Origin of the sequence: Trinickia violacea, assembly GCF_005280735.1 — a bacterium.
In the GTDB taxonomy this organism is placed as follows: domain Bacteria; phylum Pseudomonadota; class Gammaproteobacteria; order Burkholderiales; family Burkholderiaceae; genus Trinickia_A; species Trinickia_A violacea.
The window spans coordinates 1,881,987-1,895,614 of the sequence record NZ_CP040077.1 but is presented as its reverse complement, the minus strand read 5'-3'; the positions used below and the strand labels follow the sequence as shown (position 1 = coordinate 1,895,614).

The window sequence follows — 13,628 nt, the reverse complement described above, 5'->3', positions numbered from 1 at the left end:
CGCCGTTTCCGTTTCGCTTTGCCTGATAGGCCGAGCTTACTTCTTTTTCTGCGGCGGCAAGTCCGTGCAGACGCCTTCGTACAACTCCGCGGCCATGCCGATCGACTCTCCAAGCGTCGGGTGCGGATGGATCGTCTTGCCGATATCGGTTGCGTCCGCACCCATTTCGATCGCGAGACACACTTCGCTGATCAGGTCGCCCGCATTGAGGCCGACGATGCCGCCACCGATCACGCGATGCGTCTCTTCATCGAAGATCAGCTTCGTGAAGCCCTCGTCGCGGCCATTCGCGATCGCGCGGCCCGATGCGGCCCACGGGAACACCGCCTTGCCGTACTTGATGCCTTCTGCCTTGCACTGGTCCTCGGTCTTGCCCGCCCACGCGACCTCCGGATCGGTGTAAGCCACCGACGGAATCTGCAGGGCGTCGAAGTACGCCTTCTCGCCGTGCGCCGCTTCCGCGGCGACGTGCCCTTCGTGCACGGCCTTATGCGCGAGCATCGGCTGACCGACGATGTCGCCGATCGCGAAAATATGCGGCACGTTCGTGCGCATCTGCTTGTCGACGTCGATGAAGCCACGGTCGGTCACGGCAACGCCTGCCTTGTCGGCACCGATGTTCTTGCCGTTCGGGCTGCGGCCCACCGCCACGAGCACGAGGTCGTAGCGCTGCGGTTCGGGCGGCGCCTTCTCGCCTTCGAACGACACGTAGATGCCGTCCGGCTTCGCTTCCGCCGCGGTGGTCTTCGTCTTGAGCATGATGTTGGCGAAGTGCTTGCCGCTGTACTTCTCCCACACCTTCACGAGATCGCGGTCTGCGCCCAGCATCAGGCCGTCGAGCATTTCGACGACGTCGATTTGCGCGCCGAGCGTCGCATAGACCGTCGCCATTTCGAGCCCGATGATGCCGCCGCCGATCACGAGCATGCGCTGCGGAATCTGGGGCAGCTCGAGTGCTCCCGTCGAATCGACGACACGCGGATCTTCCGGAATGAACGGCAGTTTCACCGCTTGCGAGCCGGCCGCGATGATCGCCTGCTTGAACTTGACGATCTTCTTGCCGCCCTCGCCCACCACTTCCATGTGATGCGGATCGACAAACGAGCCGACGCCCGTCACGACTTCGACCTTGCGCGCCTTGGCCATGCCGGCAAGTCCGCCGGTCAGTTTCTTGACCACGCCCGACTTGAAGTCGCGCAGCTTGTCGAGATCGACCTTCGGCTCACCGAACGAGATGCCGTGGGCGGCAAGCTCCTTGACCTCGTCCATGATGAGCGCAGTGTGCAACAGCGCCTTCGACGGAATACATCCGACGTTCAAGCAAACGCCACCGAGCGTCGAATAACGCTCGACGAGCACCGTCTTCATGCCGAGATCGGCCGCACGGAACGCAGCGGAGTAGCCGCCGGGGCCTGCGCCGAGCACGAGCATGTCGCACTCGATATCGGCGGTGCCGCCGAAGCTGCCGGCTTGCGGCGCGGGCGCAGCGGCCTTCGGCGCTGCCGGGGCCGGTGCGGGCGCAGCCGCCGGAGCAGCAGGCTTTGCCGGAGCGGCGGCTGCCTCACCGGCTTCGACGATGGCGACGACAGTCCCTTGGGAGACCTTGTCGCCGACTTTGATCTTGACTTCCTTGACGGTGCCGGCGGTATCGCTAGGCACTTCCATGGATGCCTTGTCCGACTCGAGCGTCAGGAGCGACTGTTCCTTCTCGATGACGTCGCCCGGTTTGATATTGACTTCGATGACATCGACATCCTTGAAGTCGCCGATATCCGGCACCTTCACTTCGACGAGACTCATTAGTGTCCCCTTCTCTTATTGACCGTGTTGATTGAAGCGCCGTAGATACATTGACCCGAGGACCGAAAAGCTGGCGAAAACCTGGGCAAAACATCCTTTGCCGTCCGCCCAAGGACGCGCCTTTCTTTTGCTTACTTTTCTTTGGAAGACAAAGAAAAGTAAGTGCCGCCCCGCACAGGGGCAACGCTTGCAGACTAACGTGGAGTCAAGTTCTACGAGGGACGTGGATCACCAACATATTCGAACCACGCCCCGCGACGACACTAAATCAAAGAATCACTCGCCGGAAATCGGCAAGCAGCCCGCCCAGATACGCATTGAAGCGCGCAGCTTCGGCACCATCGATGACGCGGTGGTCATACGACAGCGACAACGGCAGCGTGAGACGCGGCACGAACTGCTTCCCGTCCCAAACCGGCTTCATCGCGCCACGCGACAAACCAAGAATCGCCACTTCAGGCGCATTGATGATCGGCGTAAAGTTCGTGCCGCCAATCCCGCCCAGCGACGAAATCGAGAAACACCCGCCCTGCATCTGATCCGGCTTGAGCTTGCCCTCGCGCGCGAGCTTCGACAGCTCGGCCATTTCCTTCGCGATTTCGATCAAGCCCTTCTTGTCCGCATCGCGGATCACCGGCACGACGAGACCGTTCGGCGTATCGGCTGCGAAGCCGACGTGGTAGTACTGCTTGAAGACGAGGTTGTCACCGTCGAGACTCGCGTTGAAGGTCGGGAACTTCTTGAGTGCCGACACCACGGCCTTGATGACGAACGCGAGCATCGTGATCTTCACGCCCGCCTTCTCGTTTTCCTTGTTCAATTGCACGCGCAGCGCTTCGAGCTCGGTGATGTCCGCTTCGTCGTTGTTCGTGACGTGCGGGATCATGACCCAGTTGCGATGCAGGTTCGCGCCGGAAATCTTCTTGATGCGCGAGAGCGGCTTCGGATCGATCGGGCCGAACTTCGTGAAGTCGATCTTCGGCCACGGCAGCAGATTCAGCTCGCCGCCGCCCGCAGCCGGCGCTGCCGCTGCAGCCGGTGCGCGCTGGCCGGTCATCACGCCCTTCACGAACGCCGTGACGTCTTCCTGCGTAATGCGGCCCTTCGGACCGGTGCCCTGCACGAGCGCGACATCGACGCCCAGCTCGCGCGCAAACTTTCGCACCGAAGGCGACGCATGGCTCGGCTTGCGCTCGCCACCGACGCCCGACGGAATCACCGGCGCTTGCGCGAGCGCCGAAGCGGGCGCTGCGGCGCGTTGCGGTGCGGCGGCCGGCTGCGGCTCGTCCATCGGATGCTCGACGTGCGTCGCGGCCGGAGCCGGAGCAGCCGCAGGCGCGACGGCACCCGCACCCTTGCCTTCCAGCAGCACGATCACCGTGCCTTCCGACACCGCGTCGCCCACCTTGACCTTGATCTCTTTGACGACACCCGATGCCGGGCTCGGCACGTCCATCGTCGCCTTGTCGGATTCGAGCGTGACGAGCGATTGCTCCTTCTCGACGCGATCGCCGACCTTCACAGCGATTTCGATCACCGGCACGTCTTTGTAGTCGCCGATATCCGGAACCTTCACTTCCTGCACGCCGCCGCTTGCCGCAGCCGCCGGTGCCGGAGCGGGCGCTGGAGCAGCGGGAGCCGCAGCCGCGCCGTTGGGCTGCGCGGGCTTGGCGGCCTCGGCCGCCGGCGCCGCCGCGCCGCCTTCGAGCAGAATGATCAGAGTGCCCTCGGACACCGGATCGCCCTGCTTCACCTTCACTTCCTTGACCGTGCCGGCCGCGGGGCTCGGCACATCCATCGTCGCCTTGTCGGACTCCAGCGTGACGAGGGATTGCTCTTTCTCGACGGTATCACCCGCCTTCACCAGCACCTCGATCACAGGGATGTCCTTGTAATCGCCGATGTCCGGGACTTTGACTTCGATCGCTTGACTCATTTGTTAGTGTCTCCTGGGCCGCGTGCGCGCGTCCCATTCATCGAACGGAAAGCGCGCACGCCGGCATCACGCGGACGATGCCTTAGACGTGCATCGGGTTGGGTTTGGCGGGATCGAGGTTGTACTTGGCGAGCGCGTCGGCGACGAGCTTGCGCTCGATCGTGCCTTCGTCCGCGAGCGCGTTCAGTGCAGCGACCGTGACCCAGTAACGGTCGACCTCGAAGAAGTGACGCAGCTTTTCGCGCGTGTCCGAGCGGCCGAAGCCGTCGGTGCCGAGCACGACGAAGCGTTGCGGCACGTGGGCGCGGATCTGGTCCGCGAGTGCGCGCACGTAGTCGGTCGATGCGATGACCGGACCCTTCGCGTCCTTCAACAGCTTCTCGACGTGCGACACCTTGCGCGGCTCGGCCGGATGCAGCAGGTTCCAGCGGTCCACGTCCTGGCCGTCGCGCGCGAGCTCCGTGAAGCTCGGCACGCTCCAGAGGTCGGCATCGACGCCCCAGTCGTTCTTGAGCAGGCCGGCGGCAGCGATCACTTCGTTGAAGATCGTGCCCGCGCCCATCAGTTGCACGCGCGGCGCCTTCGAGTTCGCGTCTGCCTTCTTGAACGAGTACATGCCCTTGATGATGTCGGCCGCCACGTGTTCGCCCTGCGGAATCGCCGGGTGCTCGTAGTTCTCGTTCATCACCGTGACGTAGTAGTACACGTCCTCTTGCTCCTGCACCATGCGGCGCAGGCCGTCCTGCATGATGACGGCGAGCTCGTAGCCGAACGTCGGGTCGTAGCTGATGCAGTTCGGCACCGACGCCGCCCACATGAGCGAGTGGCCGTCCTCGTGCTGCAGACCTTCGCCGTTCAACGTCGTGCGGCCCGCGGTGCCGCCCAGCAGGAAGCCGCGCGAGCGCATGTCGCCGGCGGCCCATGCGAGGTCGCCGATGCGCTGGAAGCCGAACATCGAGTAGAAGATGTAGAACGGGATCATGATCTCGCCGTGCGTCGAGTACGACGTCGCGGCGGCGATCCAGTCACACATCCCGCCGGCTTCGTTGATCCCTTCCTGCAGAATCTGGCCGGTTTCCGATTCCCTGTAGAACATCAGCTGGTCGGAATCTTCCGGCACGTACTTCTGGCCATCCTGATTCCAGATGCCGATCTGACGGAACAGACCTTCCATGCCGAACGTACGCGATTCGTCCGGCACGATCGGCACGACGCGCTTGCCGAGCGCCTTGTCTTTCAACAGGATGTTGAGAATCCGCACGAACGCCATCGTCGTCGAGATCTCGCGGCCTTCGCCCGTGCCCTTCAGCAAAGCCTCGAATGCTTCGAGCGCCGGCACCGGCAGCGATTCGGCCTTCTGGCGGCGCGCCGGCAGATAGCCGCCGAGCTCCTGGCGGCGTGCACGCATGTACTCGAGTTCCTTCGAGCCTTCTTCGAACTTGATGTACGGCACGTCGACGATCGCTTCGTCGGAGATCGGCAGACGGAACTGATCGCGGAATTTCTTCAACTGCTCGACCGGCAGCTTCTTCTGCTGGTGCGTGATGTTCATGGCCTGGCCGGACTCGCCCATGCCGTAGCCCTTGATCGTCTTCGCGAGAATCACGGTCGGCTGGCCCTTCGCTTCGGTCGCCGCCTTGAACGCCGCATAGATCTTGTGCGGATCGTGGCCGCCGCGGTTCAAGTCCCAAATGTCGTCGTCGGACCAGTCGGCGACGAGCGCCTTCAGTTCCGGCGAGTTGAAGAAGTGCTCGCGAACGAACGCGCCCGACTCCGATTTATACGTCTGGTATTCGCCGTCGACGACTTCCATCATCCGGCGCATCAGCGCGCCGGTCTTGTCGCGCGCGAAGAGCGCATCCCAGCGGCTGCCCCAGATCACCTTGATGACGTTCCAGCCGGCGCCGCGGAACTCCGATTCGAGTTCCTGGATGATCTTGCCGTTGCCGCGCACCGGGCCGTCGAGACGCTGCAGGTTGCAGTTGATGACGAACACGAGGTTTTCCAGACGCTCGCGGCCGGCCATGCCGATCGCGCCGAGCGATTCCGGTTCATCCGTTTCGCCGTCGCCGAGGAACGCCCAGACCTTGCGGCCGTCGGTCTTCGCGATGCCGCGCGCTTGCAGGTACTTCATGAAGCGCGCCTGGTAGATCGCCATGATCGGGCCGAGACCCATCGACACGGTCGGGAACTGCCAGAAGTCCGGCATCAGCCACGGGTGCGGATACGACGAGATGCCCTCGCCGCCCACTTCCTGGCGGAAGTTGTCGAGCTGGTTCTCGGAGAGCCGGCCGAGCAGGAACGCGCGCGAGTAGACACCCGGCGACGAGTGACCCTGGACGAACACGAGGTCGCCGCCATGCTTGTCGGAGGGCGCGTTCCAGAAGTGGTTGAAGCCGACGTCGTAAAGCGTGGCCGCCGACGCGAACGACGAGATATGGCCGCCGACGTTCGTGTGCTTGCCTGCACGCACGACCATCGCGATGGCGTTCCAGCGCGTGTACGAGCGAATGCGGTGTTCGATGTCCTGGTCGCCGGGAATGCGTTGCTGGCTCGTGACCGGGATCGTATTGATGTAGGGGGTGTTGGCGGAGAAAGGCAGGTGCTCGCCGTGCACGCGGGCAAATTCGATTTGCTTCTCGATCAGGTAGTGCGCGCGGTCGGGGCCGACAGCAGAAATCACGCCATCGAGGGCTTCAAGCCATTCGCCCGTCTCCTGGGGGTCGTCGTCTTTATCGGCAGCGACATATTTCATCACTTCGTCGGGTACAGCGGACATTCTCGTCTCCTGATTTAGAGAAATGCACTTGGAACACACGACGCGGGCCGGGACCGGCCGCGGCAGCTTTCGGCGATTGTAATGAGCCGAACGCTGCCCGCGCAACAAAATTTTCGAATTACGAGATCGATTCTCATAATGCGGAATTTTGTTGCGGTGCACCTCGGATAAACGGCGAAATCGTCATTACACGACTCGAATTATCGAGATTAGCCCCTGTTCGCCGTCCTTTTACGCCAATTGCGGATGACACGCTGCGCTACAATGCCAGCCATGTTGACCGAACGGCTTTTCACACGCTCGGCGCGGCCGTCCCGCTCCCGGGCGGACGCTTCGCCGTCCCGCTGGCACCACGGACCGTGGTGGTCGAATTCCTATTTGCTCACGCCGCTCCTGTCGATCCTGGTGTTCCTGGTCGTCATGAGCCTGATCCTCTGGAGCCTGAACCGGCGCGAGCAGCAGCAGCAGGAAGACACCCTATACCGAAACGTCGCCTGGGCCCAGCAACAGATCCGCCTATCGATGACGGGCGCGCAGGAGCAGCTGCAGGCGCTTTCGCGCGATCTCGCCGCAGGCCACGCCGACCCCCATTCGTTCCTGGTGTCGACCACCGACATCATGCAGGGCCATCCCGAAATCCTCTATCTCAACTGGTACACGAACGAGGATGTCGCGCGCTGGCCGAACAACCCGCTGCCAATGCTCGGCCAGCGCCTCGCGCGGCCGAACGACGCGCAGATGGACGAAGCCGTGAAAGCGGCGTTCAACCAAGCGAAAAGCACGCGCCGCCAGGTCTATTCGCCGCTCATCTACGACGATCTCGGCAACGGCTACCTGACGCTGCAAACGCCGGTCTACCGCGACCGCGAATTTCTCGGCACGGTCGCCGCGGTGTTTTCGATCGAAGGCATCCTGAAGCACGACATCCCGCCTGAGCTGTCTGCGAAGTACAAGATTTCGATCACCGACGCGAACAACCGCGAGCTCGCCACCACCTCGACGCGGCCGCGCCTGCCGCGCGACGTCTTCTACGACCTGCCGCTCGATCCGCCTGGTCAGGGCGTGACGGTGCGCGTCTACTCGTTCCCGCAGATCACGAACTTCACGAACAACACGCTCGTCTGGCTCGTCGCCGGCCTGTCGTGCTTCGTGCTGTGGAGCCTGTGGAGCCTCTGGAAGCACACGCGCCAGCGCTTCGAGGCGCAGCAGGCGCTGTACGCCGAGGCGTTCTTCAGGCGCGCGATGGAGAACTCGGTGCTGATCGGCATGCGCGTGCTCGACATGCACGGCCGCATCACCCACGTGAACCCGGCGTTTTGCCGGATGACGGGCTGGGACGAAAGCGACCTCGTCGGCAAGACCGCGCCCTTCCCGTACTGGCCGCGCGATTCGTATCCGGAAATGCAGCGCCAGCTCGACATGACGCTGCGCGGCAAAGCGCCGTCGTCGGGCTTCGAGCTGCGCGTGCGGCGCAAGGACGGCTCGCTCTTTCACGCGCGTCTCTATGTCTCTCCGCTCATCGACAGCTCGGGCCGGCAGACCGGCTGGATGTCGTCGATGACCGACATCACCGAGCCGAAACGCGCGCGCGAAGAACTCGCCGCCGCGCACGAACGCTTCACGACCGTGCTCGAAAGCCTCGACGCGGCCGTCTCCGTGCTCGCCGCCGACGAAGCCGAGCTGCTGTTCGCGAACCGCTACTACCGGCATCTGTTCGGCATCCGCCCCGACGGGCATCTCGAACTCTCGGGCGGCAGCTTCGACACCGCGCAAGCCTCGTCCGATTCGATCGACATGGTCGACGCCTATGCGGGCCTGCCCGCCGCCGCGCTCACCGAGAGCACGGCCGATGCGCGCGAGGTCTACATCCACGGCATCCAGAAGTGGTTCGAAGTGCGTCGCCAGTACATTCAGTGGGTCGACGGCCACCTCGCGCAGATGCAGATCGCGACCGACATCACCTCGCGCAAGCAGGCGCAGGAACTCGCGCGCCAGCAGGAAGAAAAGCTCCAGTTCACGAGCCGCCTGATGACGATGGGCGAGATGGCGTCGTCGCTCGCGCACGAACTCAACCAGCCGCTCGCCGCGATCAACAACTATTGTTCAGGCACCGTCGCCTTGGTGAAATCGGGCCGCACGAACTCCGACAATCTGCTGCCGGTGCTCGAGAAGACCGCGCAACAGGCGGTGCGCGCCGGCATGATCATCAAGCGCATCCGCGAGTTCGTGAAGCGCAGCGAGCCGAAGCGTCAGGCGACGCGTGTCGCCGATATCGTCGCCGATGCCGTGGGTCTCGCCGAAATCGAGGCCCGCAAGCGCAAGATCCGCATCGTCACCGAAATGCGCTCGCGGCTGCCCGTCATCTATGTCGACCCGGTGCTGATCGAGCAGGTGCTCGTCAACCTGCTGAAAAACGCCGCCGAGGCCATGCACGAAGCACGCCCGAATGCGGTCGATCCGGTGATCCGCGTCGTCGTGAAACTCGACGCCGGGTTCGTTTGCATCAGCGTCATCGACCAGGGGCCGGGCGTCGACGAAGCCACCACCGAGCGCCTCTTCGAACCGTTCTACAGCACCAAGTCCGACGGCATGGGCATGGGGCTGAACATCTGCCGTTCCATTATCGAGTCGCACCGCGGCCGTCTGTGGGTGGTCAACAACGTCGAAGCTGACGGCCACATCACGGGCGCCACGTTCCATTGCAGTCTGCCCATTGGCGAGCCTCACGACCTGAGCAACGGCGGGTCCGAGGCGCCGAGAACACAAACCGTTACGGGAGAGCTATGAGTACCCCAGTCACCACTCAGGAAACTGTGTTTGTCGTCGACGACGACGAGGCCGTGCGCGATTCGCTGCGCTGGCTCTTGGAGGCGAACGGCTATCGGGTGCAATGCTTTTCGAGCGCCGAACAGTTCATCGACGCCTATCAGCCCGCGCAGCACGCCGGCCAGATCGCCTGCCTGATTCTCGACGTGCGGATGTCCGGCATGAGCGGCCTCGAACTGCAAGAGCGTCTGATCGCGGAAAACGCCACCCTGCCGATCATCTTCGTGACGGGTCACGGCGACGTGCCGATGGCCGTCTCGACGATGAAGAAAGGCGCGATGGACTTTATCGAAAAACCGTTTGACGAGGCGGAACTGCGCAAGCTCGTCGAGCGGATGCTCGACAAGGCCCGCAGCGAAAGCACCAGCGTCGCGCAGCAGCGCGCCGCCGCCGAGCGGCTCGGCAAGCTGACCGCGCGCGAGCACCAGGTGCTCGAGCGGATTATCGCCGGCCGCCTGAACAAGCAGATCGCGGACGATCTCGGCATCAGCATCAAGACCGTCGAGGCGCACCGCGCGAACATCATGGAAAAGCTCAACGTCAACACGGTCGCCGATCTGTTGCGTCTGGCGCTTTCGAACAAGCCGCAGCAAGCGCAGTAAGCGCGCTCCGTTCGCTACGCGCGCGCCCGGGCTCGCCGCCCGGGCTTCGGCTGCCGCCGCGCCTGCGGCAGGCCAAGGCAGGCGTTGAGATTTCAGCGGCGCCGCGTGGGCTCATGCGGGGCTCCTTTGGCGTTCCCTCTTCAGGACGCCGTCGTCACACGCCGCACCCTCCCTCTTCGTCACATGCAGACTCGCGCCGGACACGCATGTCCGCAGCCGCCACGCGCTTGTCCATCCCCGCCGTCGAGCGTTCGCTCAAAGGTATAATTCGCTACTTCGCGGCGCGGCCCCGGTCGTCCTCTTTCCTGGCTTCTGCGTCCCGTTCCTAGCGTCGCGCCAAACCGCTTTCAGCCTGCTCGCGTAAAGCTGCTGCCTGTGCGCCGCATCTCGGCCCGAACCGCGACTTGCAAGACCGATTCGATTTCCATACTCGTCACTCGACCGACCCATCATGACAGCCCAACTGATCGACGGCATCGCCCTATCCAAGACCCTCCGCGCCGACGTCGCGACTCGCGCCGCCGCGCTCGCCGCGCGCGGCCATCAACCGGGCCTCGCCGTCGTGCTGGTCGGCGACAATCCGGCAAGCGAAGTCTATGTGCGCAACAAGGTGAAAGCGTGCGAGGACAACGGCATCTTTTCGTCCTACGACCGCTACCCGGCTACGCTCTCCGAAGCCGACCTGCTCGCGCGCATCGACGAGCTGAACCGCGATCCGAAGATTCACGGCATCCTCGTCCAACTGCCGCTGCCGAAGCACATCGACAGCCACAAGGTCATCGAAGCGATCGCGCCCGAGAAGGACGTCGACGGCTTTCACGTCGCGAACGCCGGCGCGCTCCTGACCGGCAAGCCGCTCTTTCGCCCCTGCACGCCGTATGGCGTGATGAAAATGTTCGAGGCATACGGCATCGATCTCAAAGGCGCGAATGCCGTGGTAATCGGCCGCTCGAACATCGTCGGCAAGCCGATGGCGCTGCTCCTGCTCGAAGCCGGCGCCACCGTCACGATCTGCCACAGCAAGACGCGGGACATCGCCGCGCACACGAAGAACGCCGACGTGATCGTCGCTGCAACCGGTCTGCGCAACATCGTGACCGCCGACAGGGTCAAGCCGGGCGCAGCCGTCATCGACGTCGGCATGAACCGCGACGAAGCCGGCAAGCTCTGTGGCGACGTCGACTTCGCGGCCGTCAAGGAAGTGGCCGGCTTCATTACGCCGGTGCCGGGCGGGGTCGGTCCGATGACGATCACGATGCTGCTCGTGAACACCATTGAAGCAGCGGAGCGCGCGGCGGGCAATTAGGCCGAAAGGCCTGGGCCATCTGGCCAGCTACCGGGCCGCGTCATACGGCACGATAATCGGTCCGGTAGAAAGTATCGATTGGAATCGGGGCGCACTGCCCCAATAATCACGGTGTAGGGCGCGCGGCGCCCGCGTCATTCAGCCAGACAGGAAGCTCCATGTCATCCAATACTCTCCCGCAGAAAGACAATCCGCTCCTCGATTTCACCGATCTGCCCCGCTTCGGCGAGATCCAGCCCGCGCACGTGACGCCCACGCTCGACGTGCTGCTCGCCGCCGCGAGCACCGCTGTCGATCGCGCGAGCGCGCCGGAAACGCCCGCAACCTGGAGCGACATCGTCGAGCCGGTCGAGCGCGCCACCGAACCGCTCTCACGCGCCTGGGGCGTGATCGGCCACCTGAACGCGGTCGCCGATACGCCCGAGCTGCGCGCCGCCTACGGCGAGAACCTGCCTCGCGTGACCGAATTCTGGTCGAGCGTCGGGCAGAATCTCGCGCTCTACGAGAAATACAAGGCGATCGCCGCAAGCACCGAATTCGCCACGCTCACCGCCGAGCGCAAGAAGATCCTCGAAAACGCGTTGCGCGATTTCCGCCTGTCGGGCGCCGAGCTGCCGGAAGACCAGAAGCCGCGCTTCGCCGAGTTGCAGGAGCAGCAAGCGGCGTTGTCGAAAGCGTTCTCCGACCACGTGCTCGACGCGACCAACGCCTACGCCTACCTCGTGAGCGCCGAGGGCGACCTGGCGGGCCTGCCCGACGACGTCGCCGAAGCGGCGCGCGAAGCCGCCCAGCGCGACGGCAAGGAAGGCTGGAAATTCACGCTGCACTTCCCGTCCTACTTCCCGGTGATGCAGTACGCGGAAAACCGCGCGATGCGCGAGGCGATGTATCGCGCCTACGTGACGCGCGCATCCGAGCTGGGCGCGCTGTACGGCAACGGCAAAGCGGATTGGGACAACACCGCCAATCTCGCCGATCAGTTGAAGCTGCGCCGCGAGGAAGCGCAAATGCTCGGCTACCAGAACTTCGCCGAAGTCTCGCTTGCGCCGAAGATGGCCGAATCGCCTGCCCAAGTCGTCGCGTTCCTCGAAGACCTCGCCAACCGCGCACGTCCTTTCGCCGAGCAAGACTGGAAAGAGCTGCGCGAATTCGCTGCCACGGAACTCGGCATGGCTGAAATGCAGCCGTGGGACGTCGCGTTCGCAGGCGAGCGCCTGCGTCAGAAGCGTTATTCGTTCTCGGAAAACGAAGTCAAGCAATACTTCCCCGAAGATGCCGTGTTGAAGGGGCTGTTCAAGGTTACCGAGACGCTCTTCGGCGTCAGCATCCGCCGCGACCAGGCGGCCACGTGGCATCCCGACGTGCGCTTCTTCCGCGTCGAAAACAAGGACGGCTCGCTCGTCGCGCAGTTCTATCTCGACTTGTACGCACGCGAAGGCAAGCGCGGCGGCGCATGGATGGACGATGCTCGCTCGCGCCACAAGCGCACCGAAGGCGGCGTGCAGACGCCGGTCGCCTATCTGACGTGCAACTTCTCGGCGCCCGTCGGCGGCAAGCCGGCCTGCTTCACGCACGACGAAGTCATCACGCTGTTCCATGAGTTCGGCCACGGCCTGCATCACATGCTCACGCGCGTCGACGAACTAGGCGTGTCGGGCATCAACGGCGTCGAATGGGATGCGGTCGAGCTGCCGTCGCAGTTCATGGAGAACTTCTGCTGGGAGTGGGACGTGCTGACCGACATGTCGTCGCATGTCGAAACCGGCGCTACGCTGCCGCGCGACCTCTTCGACAAGATGCTCGCCGCGAAGAACTTCCAGAGCGGGCTCGGCACGCTGCGGCAGATCGTGTTCTCCATGTTCGACATGATCCTGCATGTCGATTTCGATCCGGCCGCGCAGAAGAACGCGACCGATCTCGCGCGCGAGATCAACGAGCGCTTCCACGTCATTCCGCAGGCGCCGTTCTCGCGCTGGCCGAACACGTTCAGCCATATCTTCGCGGGCGGTTATGCGGCGGGCTACTACAGCTACAAGTGGGCCGAGGTGCTGTCCGCCGATGCCTATTCCGCGTTCGAAGAAGCCGCCAAGGCCGCGAGCGGCAGCGTGCTCGATGCGGCAACCGGCACGCGCTACCGTCGCGAGATTCTCGAAGTGGGCGGCAGCCGGCCCGCGATGGAGTCGTTCAAGGCATTCCGCGGCCGCGAACCGCAAATCGATGCGTTGCTGCGTCACAGCGGCATGACGGCTGGCGCTGCGCACTAAGTTGCGCCACGCCCCTTGGCGCCCTGCCCGTTCACGTTGACGGGTAGCGCGCCGAGCGCATCTCTAGTGAAGTGCCGGTGAACCGGCGACGCCGCATGCCCTGCGACTCGCCGGT

The 13,628-nt window shown here is 64.0% G+C and carries 7 protein-coding genes; 4 read left to right on the top strand and 3 right to left on the bottom strand.

Going from position 1 to position 13,628, the window contains the following annotated elements; translation table 11 throughout:
- Nucleotides 1-36 precede the first annotated feature (36 nt).
- The 3 genes from lpdA to aceE all read right to left on the bottom strand — a co-directional run bounded on the left by lpdA (nucleotide 37) and on the right by aceE (nucleotide 6,515).
- Nucleotides 37-1,800 (bottom strand): dihydrolipoyl dehydrogenase, encoded by a 1,764-nt coding sequence (gene lpdA / locus FAZ95_RS08515; RefSeq protein ID WP_137332046.1) that lies wholly within the window; start codon nucleotides 1,798-1,800, stop codon nucleotides 37-39.
- Between the two features lie 268 nt (nucleotides 1,801-2,068).
- Nucleotides 2,069-3,736, bottom strand: coding sequence for a dihydrolipoyllysine-residue acetyltransferase (gene aceF / locus FAZ95_RS08510; protein WP_137332045.1), 1,668 nt, complete (start codon nucleotides 3,734-3,736; stop codon nucleotides 2,069-2,071).
- Nucleotides 3,737-3,818: 82 nt separating this feature from the next.
- Nucleotides 3,819-6,515 (bottom strand): pyruvate dehydrogenase (acetyl-transferring), homodimeric type, encoded by a 2,697-nt coding sequence (aceE, locus tag FAZ95_RS08505; protein WP_137332044.1) that lies wholly within the window; start codon nucleotides 6,513-6,515, stop codon nucleotides 3,819-3,821.
- A 273-nt stretch (nucleotides 6,516-6,788) separates the two neighbouring features.
- Between aceE and fixL the strand changes: the two genes are divergently transcribed.
- The 4 genes from fixL to FAZ95_RS08485 all read left to right on the top strand — a co-directional run bounded on the left by fixL (nucleotide 6,789) and on the right by FAZ95_RS08485 (nucleotide 13,513).
- Complete coding sequence (gene fixL, locus FAZ95_RS08500; RefSeq protein WP_137332043.1) at nucleotides 6,789-9,302, top strand: oxygen sensor histidine kinase FixL; 2,514 nt, start codon at nucleotides 6,789-6,791, stop codon at nucleotides 9,300-9,302.
- The gene (fixJ, locus tag FAZ95_RS08495; protein ID WP_137332042.1) at nucleotides 9,299-9,943 is read left to right on the top strand and encodes an oxygen response regulator transcription factor FixJ; all 645 of its coding nucleotides are present in this window, start codon (nucleotides 9,299-9,301) and stop codon (nucleotides 9,941-9,943) included. The genes fixL and fixJ overlap by 4 nt, the downstream gene beginning before the upstream one ends.
- Nucleotides 9,944-10,394: 451 nt before the next feature.
- Nucleotides 10,395-11,249, top strand: coding sequence for a bifunctional methylenetetrahydrofolate dehydrogenase/methenyltetrahydrofolate cyclohydrolase FolD (gene folD, locus FAZ95_RS08490; protein WP_137332041.1), 855 nt, complete (start codon nucleotides 10,395-10,397; stop codon nucleotides 11,247-11,249).
- 158 nt (nucleotides 11,250-11,407) lie between these two features.
- A complete protein-coding gene (locus FAZ95_RS08485; protein ID WP_137332040.1) occupies nucleotides 11,408-13,513 on the top strand; it encodes a M3 family metallopeptidase in 2,106 nt (701 codons plus the stop codon).
- The last annotated feature ends 115 nt before the right edge of the window (nucleotides 13,514-13,628 follow it).